This window comes from Actibacterium ureilyticum (genome assembly GCF_002285435.1).
Classification (GTDB): Bacteria; Pseudomonadota; Alphaproteobacteria; order Rhodobacterales; family Rhodobacteraceae; genus Actibacterium_C; species Actibacterium_C ureilyticum.
In genome coordinates, this window is the sequence record NZ_NSBT01000024.1 from 301,785 (window position 1) to 324,368 (window position 22,584).

Genomic DNA, 22,584 nt, shown 5'->3' on the forward strand with positions numbered 1-22,584 from the left:
GTCATCGGGACCTCTCCCTGTACCGCGACTCCGTTCTGCCCGATTAAGGTTAACAATTTACTGCTTTCATCTTGGCGAAAATACCTCGGGGTGCGGGGCAGCGCCCCGCGAGCACTTTCAAAACTCCACGCCCTTCTGGCCCTTGATACCCGACCGGAACGGGTGCTTCACCAGCGTCATCTCGGTCACCAGGTCGGCGATCTCGATCAGCTCTTCCTTGGCGTTGCGGCCGGTCAGGCAGACATGGGTCATGGGTGGTTTTTCGTCCCGCAGAAACGCCACCACCTCGGCCACGTCCAGATAATCATAGCGCAGCGCGATGTTGATCTCGTCCAGCAGGACGAAGCGGATTTCGGGGTCGCGGATCAGCTCCTTGGCCTTTTCCCAGCCCTTGCGGGCGGCGGCGATGTCGCGTTCCTTGTCCTGGGTTTCCCAGGTGAAGCCCTCGCCCATCGCGTAAAACTGGCAAAGATCGCCGAAATTCCCCTCGATCAACCGCCGTTCGCCGGTGTCCCAGGCGCCCTTGATGAACTGCACCACGGCGCAGGGCATGTCATGCGCGATACAGCGCAGAATCATCCCAAAGCCCGACGAGGATTTCCCCTTGCCCGGCCCGGTATGGACGATGACCAGGCCCTTCTCGCCCTCTTTCCCGGCCATGATCTTGTCGCGCGCGGCTTTCTTCTTGGCCATCTTCGCGGCGTGGCGGGCGTTTTCGTCGGAAACGGTGTCACTCATGGCGCATCCTTCGCTTGACAAGGGGGCGGGTTCTGCCTCAGGTGAGGCGTTGCTGGTGCCTGTCTATGACAGGCGAAGAGGGAATGCGATAGGGTCCGCGACCGGAACGGTCCGGAAACCGAAGCGCAGCCGCCCCCGCGACCGTGACCGAGGAAGGGTGCCAAGGGCCACTGACACATGTCGGGAAGGCCGGTCATCCGCCGGGGAAACCCGATCCTTGCAAGCCGGGAGACCTGCCAGCACATGTGACGCAACGGGCGAACGGGGTGTTTCGCGCGGGCATCGGGGGCCGATCCGTCCCGCTGTCTGACCATGCCCCTATGCCCTATAACAATAGGTGTGCCCTTGGCCGGAACCGTGATCACCGTCTGCACCACCTGCCGCGCAGGTCTGCCCACCGATGCCGAGGGGCCGCGCCCGGGCGCGCAGCTGTTCGACGCGCTGGAGGGCCAGCTGCCGCAGGGCGTGACCCTGCGCGGGGTCGAATGCCTGTCGGCCTGTGACAATGGCTGCGCGCTGGTGCTGTCGGGGGGCGCTGACAAATGGACCTATGTCTATGGCCACCTGACGCTGGACCATGTGCCGCAGATCGTCGAGGGCGCCGCCGCCTATGACGCGACCGGGGACGGGATCGTGCCCTGGCGCGAACGCCCGCAGGTCTTTCGCAAGCAATCCCTCGCCCGTATCCCCCCGCAGGAGTAACCGATGTCCGATCTTTCGAAAATTCCCGTCACCGTCATCACCGGCTTTCTGGGCGCGGGCAAGACGACGCTGATCCGTCACCTGATGCAGAACCCGCAGGGCAAGCGCCTGGCGGTTCTGGTCAATGAGTTCGGCACCGCGGGCGTCGATGGCGACATCCTGAAATCCTGTGCCGTGCCCGATTGCCCGGCGGAAAACATCGTGGAACTGGCCAATGGCTGTATCTGCTGCACCGTGGCCGACGATTTCATCCCGACGATCGAGGCGCTGATGGCCCTGCCCGAAACGCCCGAGCACATCCTGATCGAAACCAGCGGCCTGGCGCTGCCCAAGCCGCTGCTCAAGGCGTTCGACTGGCCCGCGATCCGCTCGCGCATCACCGTCGATGGTGTGATCGCGCTGGCCGATGCCGAGGCCGTGGCCAAGGGCCAGTTCGCCACCGATGTCGATGCGGTACAGGCCCAGCGCGAGGCCGATGACAGCCTGGACCACGACACGCCCCTGGCCGAGGTGTTCGAGGATCAGATCTCCTGCGCCGATATCATTCTGCTCTCCAAGGCCGATCTGGCCGGGGAAGATGGTCTGGCCAAGGCCCGCGCCGTGATCGAGGCAGAGGCACCGCGCAAGCTGCCGATCCTGCCGATGACCGAGGGCGTGATCGACCCGCGCGTGGTGCTGGGCCTGAACGCCGCGGCCGAGGATGACCTGGATGCGCGGCCCAGCCACCATGACGGCCATCACGACCACGAACATGACGATTTCGACAGTATCGTGGTGGATCTGGGCGAGGTTAATGACCCCGACGCGTTGCAGGCCGCCATCGTGCGCATGGCGCGCGATCTGAACATCCTGCGCGTCAAGGGCTATGTCGCCGTGACCGGCAAGCCGATGCGGATGCTGGTTCAGGCCGTGGGCGAACGGCTGCGCGCGCAGTTCGACCGCCCCTGGGGCGACATGCCCCGCCAGACACAGCTGGTCGTGATCGCCGAGCACGACCATATCGACGAAACCGCCATTCGCGCCGCGCTGGCGGTCTGACGGACGGGCGCGGGGGCAAGCCATGCACGTCGTCTTCCGTGAAAGCCACGGGTTGGAGGAAACCGACACGCCACAGGATCTGGGGCAGACGCCCGCGGACCTGATCGTGCTGTCCTTTTCCGATTCCGACCTGGGGGCCTTTGCGGCGGGATGGCGGCGGGCGGACGGGTCCCTGCCCAGCCTGCGGCTGGCCAATCTGGTCGCGCTGAAACATCCGCTGTCGGTCGACACTTATGCCGAACAGACGCTGGCCGGCGCCAAGGGCGTGCTGGTGCGGCTGATCGGCGGCGAAAGCTATTGGCCCTATGGGCTGGCCACGTTGCAGGATATGGCCCGGCGCAACGGCATCGCCTTGGCCGTTCTGCCCGCCGACGGGCGGCCCGATACGCGGCTGGATGCGGTCTCGACCCTGCCGGTCAGCACGCTGCGGCGGTTGCAGCACCTGTGCGATTCCGGCGGGGCGGTGGCCGCGCAGGCGGCACTGGCGCAGCTGGCGCTGGCGGCGGGGCTTTATGCCGGGCCGGTGGCCGGGGCCAAGACCGTGCCCGAGGCCGGGTTTTATTGCCCCGATGCCGGGGTGGTCGCCGCACCCGAACCTATCGCGGAACAGCCGGTGGCGCTGGTCACATTCTATCGCTCCTATCTGACGGCGGCCGATACCGGGCCGGTCGATGCGCTGATCACCGAATTGCGCGCGCGCGGGTTCCAGACATGGGGCCTCTTTGCGCCCAGCCTCAAGGCGCCGGGATCGACCGGCTGGCTGCGCGACCAGATCGCCCGCCTGTCGCCCGCCGCCATCGTCAACGCCACGGCGTTTTCGGCACAAAGCGGCGATGGCGCGCCCTCGCCCCTGGATGCCGCCGGATGCCCGGTGTTTCAGGTGGCGCTGTCCACAGCGCGGCGCAAGGACTGGGCCGAGGCCGAGCGCGGGTTGTCGCCCGCCGATCTGGCCATGCATGTGGTATTGCCCGAGGTCGACGGCCGCATCTTCACCGGCGTGGCCAGTTTCAAACAGCCCGAAAAGCGCGACCCCGATCTGGAGTACAGCCGCTTTGCCCATCGCGCCGATGCGGGCCGCATCGCCATGATCGCCGACCGCGTGGCGGGCTGGCACCGGTTGCGGGTAACGCCGCCCGCCGAAAAGCGGCTGGCGCTGGTGCTGTCGACCTATCCCGGCAAGGCGCATCAGCTGGCCCATGCGGTGGGGCTGGATGCGCTGGCCTCCTGCGATGCGCTGCTGCAATCGCTGGGCGCGGCGGGCTATGCGACCGAAGCGCCGGGCGATCTGGGCCAGCGGCTGTTGGCCGAACACATCGCCTGGCCGGTCGCGGCTTATGAGCAGGCGCTGAGATCTCTGCCCGACCCGTTGCAACAGGATCTGGCCGAAGCCTGGGGCGATCCGCAATCCGATCCGATGGTGCGGGACGGCGCGTTTCAGTTCCCGGCGCTGCGCGCGGGCAAGGCGCTGATCGCGCTGCAACCCGAACGCGGCGCGGTCCAGACCCGCGCCGACGATTACCACGACCTGTCACGCACCCCGCGCCATGCCTATGTGGCGTTCTATCTGTGGCTGCGGGCGCAGACCGATGCACTGATCCATATCGGCGCGCATGGCACGCTGGAATGGCTGCCCGGCAAGGCCGTGGCGCTGTCCGCCGATTGCTGGCCCGAGGTTCTGACCGGGCCGCTGCCCGTCATCTATCCCTTCATCGTCAACGACCCGGGCGAGGCCGCGCAGGCCAAGCGCCGGATCGGCGCGGTCACCATCGGCCACCTGCCCCCGCCGCTGGCCCAGACCACCCTGCCCGAGGGCATGGGGCGGCTTGAACACCTGCTGGACGAATATTCCACCGCCGACGGGCTGGACCCGGCCCGCCGCGACCGGCTGATCGCCGATATCCGCGCCGAGGCGCAGGGTTCGGGGGTCGAGGCCGATCTGGGCCTGACACCCGACGCCAGCCCGGCCGAGGCGATCACCCGCATCGACCGGTTCGTCTGCGACATCAAGGAAAGCCAGTTCAGCGAGGGGCTGCATATTTTCGGCACCGGCGATTGTGGCGCGTCCGAACTGACCGCGATCCACACCGCGCTGTCGGGCCGGTTCGTCGCGCCGGGGCCGTCAGGCTCGCCCTTTCGCGGGCGGGCCGATGTGCTGCCCACCGGGCGGAACCTGTTCACCACAGATCCGCGTGCCGTGCCCACCCGCGCCGCCCATGCCCAGGGCGTGAAACTGGCCGAGGAGCTGCTGCGCCGCCACCTGCAGGATCAGGGCGACTGGCCGCGCGGGCTGGTCATCGACCTGTGGGGGTCGGCCACGATGCGCACGGGCGGCGAGGAATTCGCGATGGCCCTGCACCTGGCCGGTCTGGCGCCGAAATGGGATGACGGGTCCGAACGCGTGTCGGGGTTCGAGATCGTCCCGCTGGCGTTGTTGAACCGCCCGCGGATCGACGTGACGCTGCGGGTCTCGGGCCTCTTCCGCGATGTGTTTCCGGGTCTGGCGCAGATGTTCGAGGCCGCGAGCGCCGCGCTGGCCGACCGGGACGAGGCGCCCGCCGACAACCCCTATCGCCAACAGATCGCGCGCGTCTTCGGCCCCAAGCCGGGCCTGTACGGGCTGGGCATGACCGAGATGCTGGACGATTACAGCGCCGAGGCTCGGCAGGCGGCGGGCGAGGCCTGGCTGGCGGCATCGTCCCACGCGATCGACGCAAATGGTCAGATCCAGCCGGCGCGCGCAGCGTTGGAAACCCGCCTGCGCAGCGCCGACAGTTTCGTGCATTTGCAGGACCTGCCGGAAACCGACCTGCTGATGGCCACCGATTATGCCGCGCACGAGGCCGGCTTTGCCGCCGCCATGGCGCGGCTGGGCGCGGCAAAGCCTGCGCTTTATCACATGGACGCCACCCGCCCCGACGCCCCCCGCGCCCGCGACCTGGGCGAGGAGATCGCGCGCGTCACCCGCGCCCGCGCCGCCAACCCCGATTGGGCCACCGGCATGATGGAGCACGGCTTTCGTGGCGCGGCCGAAATCGCGGCAACGCTGGATCACATGGCGGCGTTTGCGCATCTGGCGGGCGTCGTGCCCGCGCATCTGTTTGACCTTTACTACGAGGCCACGCTGGGCCGCGACGATCTTGTCGCCTTCATGGAACAGGCCAACCCGCAGGCGCTGGCCGCGATGCAGGCGCGCTTTGCCGCCCTACGTGAGGCCGGCCTGTGGGAAACCCGCCGCAATTCCATCGTCGCGGAGCTGGAGGTCCCGGCATGAGCGCGCCCATCGTCCATGGCTGGTGCCCCGGCGCGCTGCGCCCGATGGCGTCTGGCGATGGCTGGGTGGTGCGCATCCGCGCGCCGCTGGGGCGGCTGTCGCCGGAACAGGCGCGCGGCATTGCGGCGCTTTCGGCGGCGCATGGCAATGGCCGGATCGACCTGTCGGCACGCGCCAACATGCAGCTGCGCGGCGTCACCCCCGACAGCCACGCGCCCCTGATCGCCGGGCTGACCGATCTGGGCCTGATCGATCCCGCGCCCGAGATCGAGGCGCGGCGCAATCTGGTCCTGACCCCGTTCTGGCGCGATGGCGATGCGACCCACACCGTCGCCCGCGCCCTGACCGACGCGCTGGCCGCACCGGACGCGCCCGACCTGCCGGGCAAGTTCGGCTTTGCCGTCGATTGCCGGCGCGCGCCGGTGCTGTCCGACATATCGGCCGATATCCGGATCGAAACGGGCGCCAAGGGCGGGCTGATCTGTCGTGCCGATGGCGCGCCGGGTGGCGTGGCGGTCACGCCCGGGACCGCCGCAGAAACCGCGCTGGACCTGGCCCGCTGGTTTCTGGCAACCGGCGGCGCGCCAGACGGGCGCGGCCGTATGGCCCGGCATCTGGCAAAGGGCACGCCCCTGCCCGACGGCCACAGCGTCCCGCCCGCACCCACCGCCCCACGGCCCCACCCCGACCTGACCGAAACCGGCGCGCTGGTGGCGCTGGAATTCGGCCAGATGGGCGCCGAAGACCTGGCCGCGCTGGCCGATCTGGGGCCGCTGCGCCTGACGCCCTGGCGTATGGTGCTGATCGAGGGCGCGGATCGCCTGCCCGATCTGCCGGGGTTGATCACCGATCCCAATGACCCGCGCCTGCGCGTCGTGGCCTGCACCGGCGCGCCCGGCTGTCCGCAAGGGTTGGCGCCGACCCGCCCCCTTGCCCGCGCGCTGGCCCCACACCTGCCGAACGACACGTCGTTGCATGTCTCGGGCTGCGCCAAGGGCTGCGCTCATCCCGGCCCGGCCCCGCTGACGCTGGTCGCCACCGGACCCGACCGGTTCGACCTGATCCGCAACGGCACCGCCGCGGGCCACCCCGCCCAAAGCGACCTGACCGCCGCGCAGCTGACCGACACACCCGCGATCCTGACCGAAAGCCTATAAATGCCGCATGTTTATGAAAAGGATGGCGCCGCCATCTATGCCGAAAGCTTCGCCACCATCCGGGCCGAGGCCGCGCTGGACCGGTTCGACGCCGACGAGGAGCCGGTCGTCGTGCGGATGATCCACGCGCTTGGCATGGTGGGGCTGGAACGCCATGTGCGCTTCACCCCCGGCATGGCGACCGCCGCGCGTGCCGCGCTGAAGGACGGCGCGCCGATCCTGTGCGATGTCCGCATGGTGTCCGAGGGAATCACCCGCCCGCGCCTGCCCGCCGACAACCAGATCATCTGCACCCTTCAGGACCCGCGCGTGCCCGACATGGCGCGGCAGATGTCGAATACCCGCTCCGCCGCCGCGCTGGAGCTGTGGCGCCCGCATCTGGCGGGTGCCGTCGTGGCGATCGGCAACGCGCCCACGGCGCTGTTTCACCTGTTGAACATGCTCGAAGACCCCGAATGCCCACGCCCGGCGGCGATCATCGGCTGCCCGGTGGGGTTCGTGGGCGCGGCGGAATCGAAAGACGCGCTGATGGCCGACCCGCCCGTCCCCGCGATGATCGTCGCCGGTCGCCTGGGCGGCTCGGCCGTGACCGTGGCCGCCGTCAACGCGCTGGCCAGCCGGAAGGAATGAGAATGGGACGTGTGATCTGTGTGGGGCTGGGCCCCGGCGACCCCGATCTGATGAGCGTGCGTGCCGACCGGCTGATCCGGGGCGCGCGCCATGTGGCCTATTTCCGCAAGGCCGGGCGCAAGGGCCAGGCGCGCCAGATCGTCAACGGGATGTTGGCGGACGGAGCGGTCGAACACCCGATGGAATACCCGGTCACCACGGAAATTCCTTTCGACGACCCCGAATACAAGCGCCTGCTGGCCGAGTTCTATGACGACTGGGCCAACCAGTTGGAAGCGTTGGCCAAGACCGACGACGTGATCGTCCTGTGCGAGGGCGACCCGTTCTTCTATGGCTCGTTCATGCACCTGCATTCGCGGCTGCAAGGGCGCGCGGCGGTTGAAATCGTGCCCGGCATCACCGGCATGTCGGGCTGCTGGACGGCGACCGACCAGCCGATCACCTGGGGCGATGACGTGCTGACCGTGGCAATGGCGACCCTGCCCGAGGATGAGCTGACCCGCCGCATCGCCGACACCAACGCGCTGGTGGTGATGAAGATCGGGCGCAATCTGCCCAAGCTGACCCGTGCGCTGGCCGCCGCCGGGCGGCTCGACGATGCATGGCTGGTCGAACGCGGCACCATGCCGGGCCAGAGCGTGCAGAAGCTGACCGAGTTCACCGGCGACACGCCCTATTTCGCCATCGTGCTGATCCACGGCCAAGGGCGCCGCCCATGACCGGTTGGGTCGTCATCGCGGGGCTTGGCCCGGGGAACGAGGATCTGGTCACGCCCGAGGTCCGCACCGCGATTGATGCGGCGACCGATATTGTCGGATACATACCTTATGTGCGTCGGATTGCGCCCAGATCCGGACTAACCTTGCACGAAAGCGACAATCGGGTGGAAATCGACCGCGCCCGCCATGCGCTGCAGATGGCGGCCGAGGGCAAGCGCGTCGTGGTGGTGTCCTCGGGCGATCCGGGCGTCTTTGCCATGGCGGCCGCGGTGTTCGAGGCGCTGGAGGACGCCCCCCACTGGCACGATCTGGACATCCGCGTGCTGCCCGGCATCACCGCGATGCTGGCCGCCGCTGCCGCGCTTGGCGCGCCGCTGGGCCATGATTTCTGCGCGATCAACCTGTCCGACAATCTAAAGCCGTGGGAGCTGATCGAAAAGCGCCTGCGGCTGGCCGCGCAGGCCGGGTTCGCGATGGCGTTTTACAACCCGCGCTCGAAATCCCGGCCGCATCAGTTCGGCCGCGCGCTGGAGATCCTGCGCGAGGAGGCGGGCCCCGAGGTTCTGATCTCTTTCGCGCGCAATGTCAGCCGCCCGGACCAGACGCTGAACACCGTGACATTGGCCGAGGCCACCGCCGACATGGCCGATATGCGCACGCTGGTGATCGTCGGCAATGCCGATACCCGCCGGGTGGGCGGCTACCTTTACACCCCCCGGTCGGTCGCATGACCCAGCCAGCGCATCACATCCTTCGCGCTGTCAAATGTCCGGCGGGGTGGCAAGGCGGGCTGGTCGATCAGGATCACCGGCAGGCCAAGATCGCGCGCCGCGTCCAGCTTGGCCCGCGCGCCCGCGCCGCCGCCATTCTTGGCTACGATATGGGTGATGCGATGGTCCGCCATCAGTGCCCGGTCGGCGTCGGTTGTGAACGGCCCGCGCGCGATCACCGCCTGCGCATCGGGCAGCGGCAGCGGCCCGTCGGGCGCATCGACCAGCCGCAACAGGTAATGGTGCTGCGGCTTGGCGGCGAAATCGGCCACATGCTGTTTGCCGATGGCCAGAAACACCCGCGCCGGATCGTCCGGCAGCGCGGCGACCGCCCCGGCCATGTCGGCCACATGGTGCCAGTCGTCGCCCGGCCCGGCCACCCAGGCGGGCCGCTCCAACGCGCAATACGCAACGCCGGTTTCCCCGGCGGCGGCGATGGCATTACGGCTCATGCCCGCAGCAAAGGGATGGGTGGCATCGATCAGATGGGTGATGCCAGCCGCGCGCAGATACCGCACCAGCCCCGGCACGCCACCGAACCCGCCCACCCGCGTGGGCAGCGGCTGCGCCATCGGCGCCTTGGTGCGCCCGGCATAGGAAAAGACCGCATCCGCGCCGCTGTCGGCCAGCGCGCGGGCCAGGGCCGAGGCTTCGGTCGTACCGCCCAGAAGAAGGATGCGTGTCATGGCTGATCCGTGGCTGACAATCGTCGGTATCGGCGAAGATGGCCCGAGCGGGCTGGGGGATGCAAGCCGATCCGCCATCAACGGGGCCGAGGTCGTGTTCGGCGGGTTGCGGCACCTGAACCTGGCACGCGCGGGCGACCGGGGCCACCCCTGGCCGATTCCGTTTTCCATCGAACCGGTGCTGGCGCTGCGCGGGCAAAGGGTCGTGGTTCTGGTGTCGGGCGATCCGTTCTGGTTCGGCGCGGGCAGCACGCTGGCCGACGCGCTGGCGCCCGGCGAATGGCGCGCGTTGCCCGCGCCCTCGACCTTTGCACTGGCGGCGGCGCGCATGGGCTGGCGGTTGGAGGACACGCTGTGCCTGGGCCTGCACGCCGCGCCGTTCGACCGGCTGCGCCCGGTGCTGACCCCCGGACAGCAGATCATCGCCACCCTGCGCGACGGCGCGGCGCCTGCGGCGCTGGCAGACTGGCTGGTGGCGCAAGGCTTCGGCAACAGCGCGGTAGCGGTCCTGCAAGCGCTGGGTGGCCCGCGCGAGGCGGTTGTCACAACCACCGCCGCCGATCTGGGCGCTCGCAGTTTCGAGGCCCCCGTGGCCATCGCCATCGCGGCCTCGGGCGCGCCGGGCCTGCCTGCGACGCCGGGCCTGCCGTCGGATCTGTTTGCCAGCGACGGTCAGATCACCAAACCGGCCATGCGCGCCCTGACGCTGGCAGCACTCGCCCCGCGCGCCGGGCAATGCCTGTGGGATATCGGGGCGGGCTCTGGCTCGGTTTCCGTCGAGTGGGCGCTGGCCGCGCCGCGCGCCACGGCCCATGCGCTGGAAACCCGCGCCGACCGGTTGGAGAATATCCGCGAGAACGCCGCGCGGTTCGGGTTGGACCACCGCATCACCGCACACCACGCCACCGCACCCGGCGGGCTGGACGCCCTGCCGACACCAGATGCGATCTTCGTGGGCGGCGGCGCGAATGACGACCTGCTGACCGCGCTGTGGGACCGCCTGCCCACCGGCGCGCGGCTGGTGGCCAACGCCGTGACGCTGGAGACAGAGGCGCTGCTGATGCGCTGGCATCAGGCCAAGCGGGGACAGCTTCTGCGCATGGATATGGCCGAGGCCGCACCGCTGGGACGGATGCAGGGCTGGACGCCCGCGCGCCCGCAGCTGCAATGGGCGGTCACGCGATGATCGTGGCGGGGATCGGATTTCGCGGCGCGGCGACGCTGGACGACCTGCAACAGGCGCTGCAGCTGGCGGCGGGAACCGCGCGCATCGACGCGCTGGCCACTGCCGCGACCAAGGCCGATGCGCCACAGATCCGCGCGCTGGCCAAACGGCTTGGCCTGCCGCTGCATGCGGTCGATGCCGACCGGCTGGCCGCGCAGCAAACACAGACACAGTCGGCCCGCGTGGCCGCGCAATTCGGCACCGGCAGCCTGGCCGAGGCCGCCGCGCTGGCCGTGGCGGGGGCGGGCGCGGTATTGCTTGCCCCCAGGGCGATTTCGGGCGACGGCATGGCGACCGCCGCCCTTGCAGAAGGACCAGACACATGACCGTGCATTTCATCGGCGCAGGCCCCGGCGCCGCCGACCTGATCACCCTGCGTGGACGCGACCTGATCGCGGCGTGCCCCGTGTGCCTGTATGCCGGGTCGCTGGTGCCTGAGGCGCTGCTGGATCACTGCCCCGACGGCGCGCGGATCGTGAACACCGCGCCGATGTCGCTGGACCAGATCATGGACGAGATCGCCACCGCCCACGCGGCGGGCCAGGATGTGGCGCGGCTGCATTCGGGCGACCTGTCGGTCTGGTCGGCGATGGGCGAACAGCTGCGGCGGCTGCGCGAGATGGGCATCCCCTATGACGTGACGCCGGGGGTTCCCGCCTTTGCCGCCAGCGCCGCGCTGCTGGGGGCAGAGCTGACCCTGCCGGGCGTGGCGCAATCGCTGGTGCTGACCCGCACCTCGGGCCGGGCCAGCGCCATGCCCGAGGGCGAGACGCTGGAAAACTTCGCCGCGACCGGCGCGACGCTGGCCATCCACCTGTCGGTACATGTGCTCGATGACGTGGTGGCCCGGCTGACCCCGCATTACGGCGGCGATTGCCCGGTGGCCGTGGTCTGGCGCGCCAGCTGGCCGGACGAAAAGGTGATCCGCGCCACGCTGGACACCGTGATCGAGGCCACGGGCGGCGAACGCGGGCGCACCGCGCTGATCCTGGTGGGCCGCGCCATCGGGGCCGAGGAGTTCGGCGAAAGCCGTCTGTACGCGGGCGAATACGACCGCCGCTATCGCCCCGTGGGCACCAACCCGCGCTTCCCGGAGGGGACGGAATGACCCTGCCCCCGGGCCTGCTGATCTCGGCCCCTGCGTCGGGGACGGGCAAGACCACGCTGATGCTGGGGCTTCTGCGCGCGCTGGCCGATCGCGGCGTGGCGGTGCAGCCGTTCAAATGCGGACCGGATTACATCGATCCGGGCTTTCACGGCGCGGCGGCGGGGCAGGCCTCGGTCAATCTGGACAGCTGGGCGATGGCCCCGGGGCTGCTGGGGCGGCTGATGGGCGTGGCATCGGGCGCCGATCTGGTGCTGGCCGAAGGGTCCATGGGCCTGTTTGACGGTGTCGCCAGCCCCGGCGAGACCGGCATCGGCGCCAGCGCAGACATTGCCGCGCTGACCGGCTGGCCGGTGGTGCTGGTCCTTGACGCTTCGGGCCAGGCGCAATCGGCCGCCGCCGTGGCGCGCGGCTTTGCCACCATGCGCCCGGATGTCGACCTGGCGGGCGTGGTGCTGAACCGGGTCGCCAGCCCACGGCACGAGGCGCTGTTGCGCGCGGGCTTCCGTGGCACGGGGATCGAGGTTCTGGGCGCCCTCCCCCGGCTGAAAAGCATCGAGATGCCGGAACGCCACCTGGGGCTGGTGCAGGCCGAAGAACACAGCACGTTGAACCAGATCCTGACCGATGCGGGCGCGTTCATCGCCGGTCATCTGGATCTGGACCGGCTGATCGCGGCGGCCCGCCCCACGCAGGCGCCGGATGCGGCGGTAACGCCCGTCCCGCCGCCGGGTCAACGGATCGCGCTGGCCCGCGATGCGGCGTTTTCCTTCGTATATCCGCATCTGATGGACAGCTGGCGCGCGCAAGGGGCCGAGGTTCTGCCGTTCTCCCCCCTGGCCGACCAAGCCCCCGATGACAGCGCCGATATCTGCTGGCTGCCCGGCGGATACCCGGAACTGCACGCGGGGCAACTGGCCGCGGCCGAGACATTCCGCGCAGGGCTGCAAGCCTTTGCCGAAACCCGGCCCGTGCATGGCGAATGCGGGGGCTATATGGCGATGGGCGCGGGGCTGGTCGACAAGGACGGCACGCGCCACCAGATGGCCGGGCTGCTGGGGCTGGAGACATCCTATGCCAAGCGCAAGATGCATCTGGGCTATCGGCTGGCCGAGCTTGCGGCGCCCCTGCCGGGCCATGCGGCGGGCGCACGTCTGCGCGGGCACGAATTCCATTATTCCACCATCCTGTCCCAGCCCGACGCGCCGCTGGCCCACGTGACCGACGCCAATGGCGCCGAAGTGCCGGAAACAGGCTCGCGTTGCGGCCATGCCACGGGTACATTCTTTCACCTGATTGCAAGGGCGAGCTAGCGCATGAGCGGATTCGTCAGTTTCGTATCCTCGGGTCCCGGCGACCCCGAGCTTTTGACCGTCAAGGCGGTCAAACGGTTGCAGACCGCCGATGCGGTGCTGTTCGACGATCTGTCATCCGGCCCGATCCTGAGCCACGCGCGCGACGATGCCGATCTGGTGGGCGTGGGCAAACGCGCCGGTCGCCCGTCGCCCCGGCAGGATCACGTGAGCCGGCTGTTGGTCGACTATGCCAAGACCGGCGCGCGGGTGGTGCGGCTGAAATCCGGCGATGCGGGGATCTTTGGCCGGCTTGAGGAAGAGATCACAGCCCTGCGCGCCGCCGGGATCGGGTTCGAGGTCATCCCCGGGATCACCGCGGCCTCGGCCGCCGCCGCCGCCGCCGCGATCCCGCTGACCCGGCGGCTGACCGCGCGGCGCGTGCAGTTCGTGACCGGCCATGACGTGACCGGCGCCCTGCCCGAGAACCTGAACCTGGCCGCGCTGGCCGACGCCGAGGCGACGACCGTCGTCTATATGGGCCGCCGCACGTTCCAGGCCTTTGCCAAGCTGCTGCTGGATGCCGGTTTGCCGCCCGACACCCCCGCGATGCTGGCCGAATCCGTGTCGACGCCAGATCAGGTGTTAAGCCGCCACACCGTCGCCGCCCTGGCCGAAACCATCCCCGCCGACACCAGGGGCGCACCCGCGCTGATCCTTTATGGCCCGCTGGCGGCGCAGGACGCTTGACAAGCCCGGGTCCGGCATGAGACCCCGAAACCTGACGGTTCCCCACGACATGAAGCTCAGGGGATGAAAAGGGAACACGGTGCGGTGTAGCCATCAGGCGCCAATTCCGTGACTGCCCCCGCAACTGTAAGCGGCGAGCGTGCCCGGCACATGCCACTGACCCCATCCGGGGGTTGGGAAGGCCCGGGAAAGCGACGACCCGCGAGTCAGGAGACCTGCCGTCATGGGGCCGATGAATCGGCCCCGCACCATGCCGCGCCACGCGGTCCACACATCGCAACGCCGTCGGGTGAGACGGCAGGGAGAAAAGTTTATGCATATCGAACCCGGAATCGTTCACGGCGCGAAAATGGCGCTCAGCTTCGTCACCGCCGCCGGTGCCGCCACTGTTGGCGCGAAACTGGCGTGGGACGCGGTAAAGGAAAGCGGCGTCGCCTCGCTTGCCGCGCGCACCGTTGCCACGACCGCGCTGGTGTTCTGCTTCTTCCAGGTTCTGCCGCATTACCCGGTCGGCGTGTCCGAGGTTCACTTCATCCTGGGCTCGACCCTGTTCCTGCTGTTCGGCGCGGCGCCTGCGGCCTTTGGCCTGGCGCTGGGTCTGCTGGCGCAGGGCGTTTTCTTTGCGCCCTTCGATCTGCCGCAATATTTCATCAACATCACCACGCTGCTGGTGCCGCTGTATGCGATGCGCGAGCTGGCCAAGCGCATCATCGCGCCGGGCACCGCCTATGTTGACCTGAAATACAGCCAGGCGCTGGCGCTTTCGACCGCCTATCAGGGTGGCGTCGTGGCCTGGGTGGCGTTCTGGGCGTTCTATGGTCAGGGCTTCGGCGCAGCGAATGTCAGCTCGGTTCTGGCCTTTGGCGGCGCCTATATGCTGGTCGTTCTGGTCGAGCCGCTGGCCGATCTGGCGGTGCTGGCCGTGGCGAAATCGCTGCGCGGCCTGACCGGCAACGGCCTGTTCGAACCGCGCCTGCACAACGCGGGCTGATTTCGACCCATTGGGGTCTGGCGCGGCGCCTTCGGGGGCCGCGTTTTTCATTTGGGGGCAGCGCATGTTGGAGCTTTTGCTGATCGGGATCGGGGCGGGCAACCCACGGCACCTGACCCTGCAGGCCATTGATGCCATGCGCAGCGCCGATGTGATCCTGATCCCGAACAAGGGCGCGCAAAAGGACGATCTGGCCGCCCTGCGCCGCCAGATCTGTGCCGAGCATCTGGGTCCTGACGGCCCGGTCTTGCGCGAATTCGACTTGCCCGTGCGCGACGCGGCCACCGCCGATTACCGCACCCGCGTCGATGACTGGCACGACGTGATCGCCGAAATCTGGCAGGCCGAGATCATGGAAGCGACCGGCGGCACCGGCCGTGTGGGCTTTCTGGTCTGGGGCGATCCATCGCTTTACGACAGCACGATGCGCATCGCCGAGCGGCTGCAACGGCGGATGAAGCTGACCCTGACCGTCATTCCCGGCATCACCGCGATCCAAAGCCTGACCGCCGGCCACGCGATCACGCTGAACGAGATCGGCGCGCCGGTGCAGATCACCACCGGCCGCCAGATCCGCGACCACGGCTGGCCCGACGGCGCCGATACCGTGGTGGTGATGCTGGACGCGGGCGGCGCGTTTCAGGCGCTGGACCCCGACGGGGTCGAGATCTGGTGGTCGGCCTATGCCGGGATGGCGGAGGAGATCCGCATCACCGGCCTGCTGGCGCAAGTCGGCCCGCAGATCGTCGCGGCCCGGGCCGAGGCACGGGCGCGGCACGGCTGGATCATGGATATCTATCTGATGCGGCGGACGCGCTGAATTCCCAGTTGCCCTGTCAGACGCTCTGAGGCATGGTCTGAACCGCCTGCGAACGGCCCCCTACCCCCTCAGAAAAGGACTGGCCCCGATGTTTTCCGATCTGCCGACCCATCCCGCCGACAAGATCCTGGCGCTGATGCAGATTTTCCGCGAAGACCCCCGCACCGACAAGATCGACCTGGGCGTTGGTGTCTATAAGGATGCCACCGGCCACACCCCGATCATGCGCGCCATCAAGGCCGCCGAAAAGCAGCTGTGGGAGGTCGAGGATACCAAGACCTATGTCGCGCTGGCCGGGGCGCCGGAATTCAACGACGCGATGGTGGCGCTGGTTCTGGGCGACGCCGTGGCGCGCGACAAGGTCGCCAGCATCGCCACGCCGGGCGGCACCGGTGCGGTGCGGCTGGGCTTTGACCTGGCGCGGATGGCCAACCCCGATGTCACGGTCTGGGTGTCGAACCCGACCTGGGGCAACCATGTCAGCATCCTGAATTACCTTCAGATCAAGAACCGCCCCTATCGCTATTTCGAACCGGCGACGGGCACGGTCGATTTCGACGGCATGATCGCCGATCTGAACGGTGCGGCGCCGGGCGACGTGGTGCTGCTGCATGGCTGCTGCCACAACCCAACGGGCGCGAACCTGACCGCGGATCAGTGGCAGGCGGTGATCGACACGCTGCTGGCCAAGGGGCTGATCCCGATGATCGACATCGCCTATCAGGGGTTCGGCGACGGGCTGGAGGAAGACGCCGCCGCCGTACGGCTGGTGGCCTCGTCCGTGCCGGAAACCATCATCGCCGCCAGCTGTTCGAAGAATTTCGGCGTTTACCGCGAACGCACCGGCATCCTGATGGCCGTGGCGCAGGATGGCGGGCTGAAAACGCTGAACCAGGGCAACCTGAACTTTCTGAACCGCCAGACCTATTCCTTCCCGCCCGATCACGGCGCGCGGCTGGTCAGCATGGTGCTGACCGATCCCGCCCTGCGCGCCGATTGGGAGGCCGAGCTGGAACAGGTGCGCACCGGCATGCTGGACCTGCGCCAACAGCTGGCCGCCGAACTGCAACGCCTGACCAATTCCGACCGGTTCGATTTCATCGGCCGTCATCGCGGCATGTTCTCGATGCTGGGGATCACGCCCGCGCAGGTCGACACCCTGCGCAATGATCACGGCATCTATGTGATCGGCGACAGCCGGATGAACGTGGCCGGGCTGAACGCGCAAACCGTGCCGATCCTGGCCGCAGCGGTGGCCAAGGTCACCACCGGCGACTGATCGCACCGCTTTCGAACGTGAAAGGGCGGCACCGCACGGCGCCGCCCTTTTTCTGTGCGCCCTGCGCGCCGGTCAGTCGAAAAGCTTGCGCAGGGATTTCTTGGCCTCGTCCCGCAGCTGGCGCTTGGCGGCATCCTCCAGCGACTCGCCATCCTCGGCCTTGACGCCCAGCTTCTTGCCGACCTGCTTTTCGGCCCGCGCCTTGGCCTTTTCGGTCTCGGCCTTGGCGCGGTCTTCCAGTTCCTGCTTGCGGCGTTCCAGCTCCAGCTCCTGCTCGGCCAGCGCCTTGAGGTCCAGCTTGAACTTGGGGCTGGCCCAGGTGCCAGTGATCAGCAGCGGCACCTTCACCCCCTCGTCATCCGCGCCGGAAAACGCCGTGGGCGTCACGCGGTAATCCAGCGTCTGGCCGCCCAGGTCGACCTTGCCCAGACCCACCGCCTGCAACAGCGGTGCCAGCAGGCTCAGGTCCTTGTTGCGCAGCACGCCGTCCCTGATCGCAAAGCTCGCACCGATGCTGTCGAAGATCGTCTTGGCGCCCTGCCCCTCGTACGAGGTGTCGAGGTTGCGCAGCATCCCCGCCAGGTCCAGCCCCCGCAACTCGCCCTTGCCGACCGAGAATTTGCCGTCACCCTTCAGGCTTTTCATGATCGCATCCATGCTGTTGCCGGACCCCAGGAAATTCAGTTGCAGGTTGCCCGCGCCCAGCAGCCGGTCGAACCCCGCCAGCTCCGACAGCAGGCTTTGCATCCCGACCCCTTGCGCGTTCAGATCGCCGCCCACCGACAGCCCGCCGCGCCCGTTGACCACGAATTCCCCGGTCAGCAGCCCGTCATGCGCCCGCACCTCGCGCAGGGTGAGCACCAGCCGCCGGTCGGTCAGGGTGGCCAGGATGCGGGTGCGCCCCAGCTTGGTGTCGCCCAAATCGACACTGCCCGCGTCCAGCGCGACCTCGGCATCCAGCGCGGCCAGCGCGCTGACATCGATGGGATCGGTCGACCAGCCCCCGGCGGATTTCTTGCCGCCGCCACCGCCATTGCCACCCGAACCGCCCTTGGGCGTGTCGGCCATGAAGGGGCTCAGGTCCAGCGCATCGGTGGTGAAGCTGCCGGTCAGGCGCGGCTTGCCGTCCAGGGTCAGGTCCGCGTCACCCGCCAACTGGTTCGACCCCGCGCGCAGCACCGCCTGGCGCAGATGCACCGACCCGGCGGGGGCATAGGTCAGCCCGCCGCTCAGCGACAGGCCCTTGGCCAGATCGGCGGGCAGCTCGGGCGCGGGCTGGCCCAGCGCGGCAAAGACCCCGGCCAGATCGCCGCTTTTCAGCGACATCTGCCCCTCGGCCGCCAGCGGCTCCAACCCGCCACGGCCCGCGAAATCCAGCGTGGTCTCGCCCAGCGACAGGTCCAGCTTCATGCCGCTGACCTGCCCGACCAGCAGCGCGGCCAGCTGGTCCAGATGCGCCTCGGCCTGCATCGGCTGGCCGTTCAGCGTGGCCTGAACCGACAGATCCGCAGGGCCGGTGAATTCGGGCGCGGTAATCCGGGCGGTCAGCCCGTCGATCCGCGTTTCGGTCCCCGCCGCGTGGTCGATGAACCGCAGGGTGGCATCGCTGATCTCGGCCTGGTCGATGGAAAATTCGGTCGGCGCGCTGCTTTTGGCCGCGCCGCCGGTGCCAGTGCCGCCCGGCTCCACCGTCTGTGCCGCGGCATCCGCCACGGCCAGATCCCAGTTCACCCGGCCATCGGCGGCCTTTTCCAAGATGATCTGCGGCCCGCGCAGCTCCAGCTTGCGGATCTTGATCTGCCCGCCGATCAGCGCCGATGCATCAAGGCCCACCGACAACCCCTTGGCCCGCAGCATCGGGCCGGCCTCGGACCAGCTGGCATTCGACAGCGTCACCGGCCCGGTCGACACGCCCAGTTGCGGCCAGACGGTGGGGGCCAGCCGCCCGGTCAGCGTCACATCGCGGCCCGTGGCGGCGCGCAGCTGCTCGCTGGCCAGCCCCGCGATCTTGTCGGCGGGCAACAGGAACAGACCGCCGATCAGCAGGACCGCCAGAATGACAAGGGACAACAAGAACCGCAAAAGCCACCGCATGGCGCAGCCTCCCAACCTGAACACACTTGCCCCTGAATCTAGGGCCAAGCCGCCCACCCAACAAGGCAAGAGCGCGCTTTCCCACGCGATTGCCCTGCGATATAGGGGCGGCATGGTACAAAACCCGCCCGATCTGCGCCCCGACCGCGCCCCCGCCCCCCGCATTGCCGACGCCCGCCGCGCCGGTCAGCCCACCGTGGGCCTTGTCAGCCTGGGCTGCCCCAAGGCGTTGGTCGACAGCGAACGCATCCTGACCCGGCTGCGCGCCGAAGGCTATGCGATCAGCCCCGATTATGCCGGCGCCGACGCCGTGATCGTGAACACCTGCGGGTTTCTGGATTCGGCCAAGGCCGAAAGCCTGGAAGCGATTGGCGAGGCGTTGACGGAAAACGGCCGGGTGATCGTCACCGGCTGTCTGGGCGCGGAAGAGGATTACATTCGCGGCACCCACCCATCGGTTCTGGCCGTCACCGGACCGCACCAATACGAACAGGTGCTGGACGCCGTCCACGGCGCGGTGCCGCCCGACCCCGACCCGTTCATCGACCTGCTGCCCGCCAGCGGCGTGAAACTGACCCCGCGCCATTACAGCTATCTCAAGATCTCCGAGGGCTGTAACCACAAGTGCAAGTTCTGCATCATCCCCGACATGCGCGGCAAGCTGGCCAGCCGCCCGGCCCATGCGGTGGTGCGCGAGGCCGAAAAGCTGGTCGAAAACGGCGTGCGCGAGCTTTTGGTCATCAGCCAGGACACCAGCGCCTATGGCGTCGACATCAAACATGCCGAGGGACATGGCCACCGCGCCCATATCACCGATCTGGCGCGCGATCTGGGGTCGCTCGGCGCCTGGGTGCGGCTGCATTACATCTATCCCTATCCGCATGTGCGCGAGTTGATCCCGCTGATGGCGGATGGGCTGGTGCTGCCCTATCTGGACATCCCGTTCCAGCATGCCCACCCCGACACGCTGCGCCGCATGGCCCGCCCCGCCGCCGCCGAACGCACGCTGGACCGGATCGCCGAATGGCGGTCGATCTGCCCCGAGATCACCCTGCGCTCGACCTTCATCGTGGGCTATCCGGGCGAGACCGAGGATGAATTCCAGACCCTGCTGGACTGGATGGACGAGGCACAGCTGGATCGTGTCGGCTGCTTTCAATACGAAAATGTCGAGGGCGCGCGGTCAAACACCCTGCCCGACCATGTGCCGGATGAAGTCAAACAGGACCGGTGGGACCGCTTCATGGCCAAGGCCCAGGCGATCTCCGAGGCGAAACTGGCCGCCAAGGTGGGCCAGCGCATGGACGTGATCGTGGACGATATCGACGCAGACGGCATCGCCACCTGCCGCACCAAGTCCGACGCCCCCGAGATCGACGGTAACCTGTTCATCGACGAGGGTACCGAGGGGCTGAAGGTGGGCGATATCGTGAGTGTCGAGGTCGACGAGGCCGGGGAGTATGATTTGTGGGGGCGAAAGGCTGTGTGATGCGGGCGGAAAAACCGCCCGCAAATTCGTGCCTCATCTCTCTTTTCGGACACCCTTGAATGGCGTCTTGCTAGAAGTTTTCTGATCCATGAAACGCCCGGTCTTCGTGTCGCGCTTGACCCAATTTCCGTTGGGCGCTTGCGTTTGCGAACGCCCACGCACCATTCCGTTTCGTTTTCCGTCGCCGCTTGGCGGGTTCGTCGCCATGATAGCACCTATCGCGTATGACAAGGATGATTGCACCAATGGCAACCATCAACCAGTGGGTAGTAAGCACGCGCAGTAGCTAACGCACTTGCGCATGTGCTGTGCCAGCCGAGAGGCACACGATTTTCCGTATCTGGCGGAAATGGACATGTCCCCGAGTCGACATGCACTTCGTGATATCCATCAGGTTGGGCGTTTCGGTTTAGGTAATAGTAAGACATAACTGTGCCTAAGGTTGTGATCGAAGGCCGCTTGACTCACTCGTCCTCTTTCTATTGAAAGAAGATGTTCTCCGAATGACCGCCGCGACCTTCCCAGGAAGCGGAGCTGGAGCATCACGCCGCCTTGGTCTAGCCACCATGGCGGCGTTTCTGATTCACCAGCTGTCAAAAGGAAGGCTGGCGCGCATCAATTTCAATGTCAACGGATAAACCACCATATTTGCCGGGTTTCCGCAAAATATGGCGAACTTAAAAAAGTTATACACAGCATATTGCGGACCCGTCAACAGATGTATGGAGAAATGCTGTGGATAACCCAACAACACTTGGCATCATGTAATACAGATTAAGAACCGAAACATACTGCTACTCCCCCCGCACCCGTAACCGCCGCAACATGGGCGAGATCCGGAACGACATCGATGTGGCCGCGCGCGAGCGGGTGCGCAGCACGGGTGTGGTGCGGGATTGGCCTCCGCGGGCCTCGCGGAAGACGATGTAGAGCCCCGACAGGATGATGATCCCCGCGCCGGTCAGCGTGGCGCTGTCGACGCTTTCGTCGAACAGCAGCGCGCCATAGCCGGTGGCCCACAGCATCTGCGAATATTGCATCGGGGCGACGATCGCGGCCTCGGCATAGCGATAGGCGGCGATCAGGCACAGGCCCGCGGCAAAGCCGAAGACCGACACCAGCGCCAGCCCGCCCAGATCCAAGAGCGGCATCGGGTGATAGACAAAGGGCAGAAGCAGCCCCATCACCAGAAAGTTCAGCGCCATGGGATACAGCATCAGGACGACCATCCGTTCCTCCTGGCCGATCTTGCGCACGATGACCCCGGCCAGCGCGCTGAAGACCGCCGCCATCAGCGCCGCCAGGTGACCCAGCGACAGTTCGGCCGAACCCGGGCGCAGCACCACGATCACCCCGATCAGCCCCAGCGCCACCGCAGCCCCCCGGTGCAGGCCCACACGCTCGCCCAGGATCGGGATCGCAAGCAGCGTGATCAACAGCGGCATGGCAAACAGAATCGCATAGGTCTGCGCCAGCGGCAGCACCGAAAACGCATAGAATGCCGACGACACCGCGATTGTCGCGCTGGCCGACCGCAGCAGCGTCCAGACCGGCCGCACCGGCAACAGGTTGCCCTGGGTCCGGTCGTTCATCAGCATGAACGTGACCAGCGGGAACGACATCAGGGTCGAGAAGAAGACGATCTGAATCGGGGAATAGTTGCCCCCCAGGGTCTTCACCACCACGTCATGGGTCGCATAAAGGCCAAAAGCGGCCAGGGCAAAAAGAATGCCTTTGAAAATCATCGCGCTGTTCCTGTGGGTTTAGCCAAAGCCAATCACGGTTTGCCGCCTGTGGCAAGCGCCGCGCGGGCCACGCACCCCCTCGC

At 67.8% G+C, this 22,584-nt stretch carries 20 protein-coding genes and 2 riboswitches; of the genes, 16 read left to right on the forward strand and 4 right to left on the reverse strand.

The window, feature by feature from the left end; genetic code table 11:
* Positions 1-117: 117 nt before the first annotated feature.
* The gene (gene cobO / locus CLM60_RS07545) at positions 118-738 is read right to left on the reverse strand and encodes a cob(I)yrinic acid a,c-diamide adenosyltransferase (RefSeq protein ID WP_095588549.1); all 621 of its coding nucleotides are present in this window, start codon (positions 736-738) and stop codon (positions 118-120) included.
* A gap of 36 nt (positions 739-774) precedes the next feature.
* A riboswitch (cobalamin riboswitch) is annotated at positions 775-993 on the forward strand.
* Positions 994-1,050: 57 nt separating this feature from the next.
* On the opposite strand from cobO, the gene CLM60_RS07550 reads away from it, so the two are divergent.
* The 7 genes from CLM60_RS07550 to cobJ are packed head-to-tail and all read left to right on the forward strand — an operon-like array spanning position 1,051 to position 8,986.
* Positions 1,051-1,440 carry a DUF1636 family protein gene (locus CLM60_RS07550; RefSeq protein ID WP_095588550.1) on the forward strand — a complete coding sequence of 130 codons (390 nt, stop codon included), beginning with the start codon at positions 1,051-1,053 and terminating at the stop codon, positions 1,438-1,440.
* Positions 1,441-1,443: 3 nt separating this feature from the next.
* Positions 1,444-2,478 carry a cobalamin biosynthesis protein CobW gene (gene cobW, locus CLM60_RS07555; protein WP_095588551.1) on the forward strand — a complete coding sequence of 345 codons (1,035 nt, stop codon included), beginning with the start codon at positions 1,444-1,446 and terminating at the stop codon, positions 2,476-2,478.
* Positions 2,479-2,500: 22 nt separating this feature from the next.
* Positions 2,501-5,749, forward strand: coding sequence for a cobaltochelatase subunit CobN (gene cobN / locus CLM60_RS07560; protein ID WP_095588552.1), 3,249 nt, complete (start codon positions 2,501-2,503; stop codon positions 5,747-5,749).
* Positions 5,746-6,906: a precorrin-3B synthase gene (cobG, locus tag CLM60_RS07565; protein ID WP_095588553.1), complete on the forward strand. Its 1,161-nt coding sequence runs from the start codon at positions 5,746-5,748 to the stop codon at positions 6,904-6,906. Before cobN ends, cobG begins: the two co-directional genes overlap by 4 nt.
* The gene (locus CLM60_RS07570) at positions 6,907-7,536 is read left to right on the forward strand and encodes a precorrin-8X methylmutase (protein WP_095588554.1); all 630 of its coding nucleotides are present in this window, start codon (positions 6,907-6,909) and stop codon (positions 7,534-7,536) included.
* A gap of 2 nt (positions 7,537-7,538) precedes the next feature.
* Positions 7,539-8,255 carry a precorrin-2 C(20)-methyltransferase gene (locus CLM60_RS07575; protein WP_095588555.1) on the forward strand — a complete coding sequence of 239 codons (717 nt, stop codon included), beginning with the start codon at positions 7,539-7,541 and terminating at the stop codon, positions 8,253-8,255.
* Positions 8,252-8,986 (forward strand): precorrin-3B C(17)-methyltransferase, encoded by a 735-nt coding sequence (gene cobJ / locus CLM60_RS07580; RefSeq protein ID WP_095588556.1) that lies wholly within the window; start codon positions 8,252-8,254, stop codon positions 8,984-8,986. Before CLM60_RS07575 ends, cobJ begins: the two co-directional genes overlap by 4 nt.
* Here cobJ and CLM60_RS07585 read toward each other — a convergent pair.
* Entirely contained in the window at positions 8,962-9,711 is a 750-nt protein-coding gene (locus tag CLM60_RS07585) for a cobalt-precorrin-6A reductase (protein WP_095588557.1), read from the reverse strand. The two genes, cobJ and CLM60_RS07585, sit on opposite strands and share 25 nt — an antisense overlap.
* On the opposite strand from CLM60_RS07585, the gene cbiE reads away from it, so the two are divergent.
* From cbiE to CLM60_RS07625, 8 genes are all read left to right on the forward strand, one after another.
* Positions 9,710-10,897: a precorrin-6y C5,15-methyltransferase (decarboxylating) subunit CbiE gene (gene cbiE, locus CLM60_RS07590; protein ID WP_095588558.1), complete on the forward strand. Its 1,188-nt coding sequence runs from the start codon at positions 9,710-9,712 to the stop codon at positions 10,895-10,897. The genes CLM60_RS07585 and cbiE overlap by 2 nt on opposite strands.
* Positions 10,894-11,262: a cobalamin biosynthesis protein gene (locus CLM60_RS07595; RefSeq protein ID WP_095588686.1), complete on the forward strand. Its 369-nt coding sequence runs from the start codon at positions 10,894-10,896 to the stop codon at positions 11,260-11,262. The genes cbiE and CLM60_RS07595 overlap by 4 nt, the downstream gene beginning before the upstream one ends.
* Positions 11,259-12,044 (forward strand): precorrin-4 C(11)-methyltransferase, encoded by a 786-nt coding sequence (gene cobM / locus CLM60_RS07600; protein ID WP_095588559.1) that lies wholly within the window; start codon positions 11,259-11,261, stop codon positions 12,042-12,044. Before CLM60_RS07595 ends, cobM begins: the two co-directional genes overlap by 4 nt.
* A complete protein-coding gene (locus CLM60_RS07605) occupies positions 12,041-13,354 on the forward strand; it encodes a cobyrinic acid a,c-diamide synthase CobB (RefSeq protein WP_095588560.1) in 1,314 nt (437 codons plus the stop codon). Before cobM ends, CLM60_RS07605 begins: the two co-directional genes overlap by 4 nt.
* Before the next feature lie 3 nt (positions 13,355-13,357).
* Positions 13,358-14,083 carry a uroporphyrinogen-III C-methyltransferase gene (gene cobA, locus CLM60_RS07610; RefSeq protein ID WP_095588561.1) on the forward strand — a complete coding sequence of 242 codons (726 nt, stop codon included), beginning with the start codon at positions 13,358-13,360 and terminating at the stop codon, positions 14,081-14,083.
* An 18-nt stretch (positions 14,084-14,101) separates the two neighbouring features.
* Positions 14,102-14,320, forward strand: a riboswitch (cobalamin riboswitch).
* A 76-nt stretch (positions 14,321-14,396) separates the two neighbouring features.
* Positions 14,397-15,074 (forward strand): energy-coupling factor ABC transporter permease, encoded by a 678-nt coding sequence (locus CLM60_RS07615; RefSeq protein ID WP_095588562.1) that lies wholly within the window; start codon positions 14,397-14,399, stop codon positions 15,072-15,074.
* A 64-nt stretch (positions 15,075-15,138) separates the two neighbouring features.
* Entirely contained in the window at positions 15,139-15,894 is a 756-nt protein-coding gene (gene cobF / locus CLM60_RS07620; protein WP_095588563.1) for a precorrin-6A synthase (deacetylating), read from the forward strand.
* 88 nt (positions 15,895-15,982) lie between these two features.
* Positions 15,983-17,173: an amino acid aminotransferase gene (locus CLM60_RS07625; RefSeq protein WP_095588564.1), complete on the forward strand. Its 1,191-nt coding sequence runs from the start codon at positions 15,983-15,985 to the stop codon at positions 17,171-17,173.
* Positions 17,174-17,245: 72 nt separating this feature from the next.
* Here the strand turns inward: CLM60_RS07625 and CLM60_RS07630 are convergent, their stop codons facing one another.
* Complete coding sequence (locus CLM60_RS07630; protein WP_176473824.1) at positions 17,246-19,267, reverse strand: AsmA family protein; 2,022 nt, start codon at positions 19,265-19,267, stop codon at positions 17,246-17,248.
* 112 nt (positions 19,268-19,379) lie between these two features.
* On the opposite strand from CLM60_RS07630, the gene rimO reads away from it, so the two are divergent.
* The gene (gene rimO, locus CLM60_RS07635; protein WP_095588687.1) at positions 19,380-20,756 is read left to right on the forward strand and encodes a 30S ribosomal protein S12 methylthiotransferase RimO; all 1,377 of its coding nucleotides are present in this window, start codon (positions 19,380-19,382) and stop codon (positions 20,754-20,756) included.
* Positions 20,757-21,550: 794 nt separating this feature from the next.
* Here rimO and CLM60_RS07645 read toward each other — a convergent pair.
* Positions 21,551-22,501, reverse strand: a complete 951-nt coding sequence (locus CLM60_RS07645; RefSeq protein ID WP_095588567.1) for a DMT family transporter — start codon at positions 22,499-22,501, stop codon at positions 21,551-21,553.
* Positions 22,502-22,584 lie beyond the last annotated feature (83 nt).

Coding starts and splice junctions, on each gene's coding strand:
- CLM60_RS07570 (WP_095588554.1), top strand. CDS start 6,907: ATGCCGCATGTTTATGAAAAGGATGGCGCCGCCATCTATGCCGAAAGC.
- cobG (WP_095588553.1), top strand. CDS start 5,746: ATGAGCGCGCCCATCGTCCATGGCTGGTGCCCCGGCGCGCTGCGCCCG.
- cobA (WP_095588561.1), top strand. CDS start 13,358: ATGAGCGGATTCGTCAGTTTCGTATCCTCGGGTCCCGGCGACCCCGAG.
- rimO (WP_095588687.1), top strand. CDS start 19,380: ATGGTACAAAACCCGCCCGATCTGCGCCCCGACCGCGCCCCCGCCCCC.
- CLM60_RS07615 (WP_095588562.1), top strand. CDS start 14,397: ATGCATATCGAACCCGGAATCGTTCACGGCGCGAAAATGGCGCTCAGC.
- CLM60_RS07550 (WP_095588550.1), top strand. CDS start 1,051: ATGCCCCTATGCCCTATAACAATAGGTGTGCCCTTGGCCGGAACCGTG.
- CLM60_RS07595 (WP_095588686.1), top strand. CDS start 10,894: ATGATCGTGGCGGGGATCGGATTTCGCGGCGCGGCGACGCTGGACGAC.
- CLM60_RS07575 (WP_095588555.1), top strand. CDS start 7,539: ATGGGACGTGTGATCTGTGTGGGGCTGGGCCCCGGCGACCCCGATCTG.
- cobF (WP_095588563.1), top strand. CDS start 15,139: ATGTTGGAGCTTTTGCTGATCGGGATCGGGGCGGGCAACCCACGGCAC.
- CLM60_RS07585 (WP_095588557.1), bottom strand. CDS start 9,711: ATGACACGCATCCTTCTTCTGGGCGGTACGACCGAAGCCTCGGCCCTG.
- cobJ (WP_095588556.1), top strand. CDS start 8,252: ATGACCGGTTGGGTCGTCATCGCGGGGCTTGGCCCGGGGAACGAGGAT.
- CLM60_RS07645 (WP_095588567.1), bottom strand. CDS start 22,501: ATGATTTTCAAAGGCATTCTTTTTGCCCTGGCCGCTTTTGGCCTTTAT.
- CLM60_RS07625 (WP_095588564.1), top strand. CDS start 15,983: ATGTTTTCCGATCTGCCGACCCATCCCGCCGACAAGATCCTGGCGCTG.
- cobO (WP_095588549.1), bottom strand. CDS start 738: ATGAGTGACACCGTTTCCGACGAAAACGCCCGCCACGCCGCGAAGATG.
- cbiE (WP_095588558.1), top strand. CDS start 9,710: ATGGCTGATCCGTGGCTGACAATCGTCGGTATCGGCGAAGATGGCCCG.
- CLM60_RS07605 (WP_095588560.1), top strand. CDS start 12,041: ATGACCCTGCCCCCGGGCCTGCTGATCTCGGCCCCTGCGTCGGGGACG.
- cobN (WP_095588552.1), top strand. CDS start 2,501: ATGCACGTCGTCTTCCGTGAAAGCCACGGGTTGGAGGAAACCGACACG.
- cobW (WP_095588551.1), top strand. CDS start 1,444: ATGTCCGATCTTTCGAAAATTCCCGTCACCGTCATCACCGGCTTTCTG.
- cobM (WP_095588559.1), top strand. CDS start 11,259: ATGACCGTGCATTTCATCGGCGCAGGCCCCGGCGCCGCCGACCTGATC.
- CLM60_RS07630 (WP_176473824.1), bottom strand. CDS start 19,267: ATGCGGTGGCTTTTGCGGTTCTTGTTGTCCCTTGTCATTCTGGCGGTC.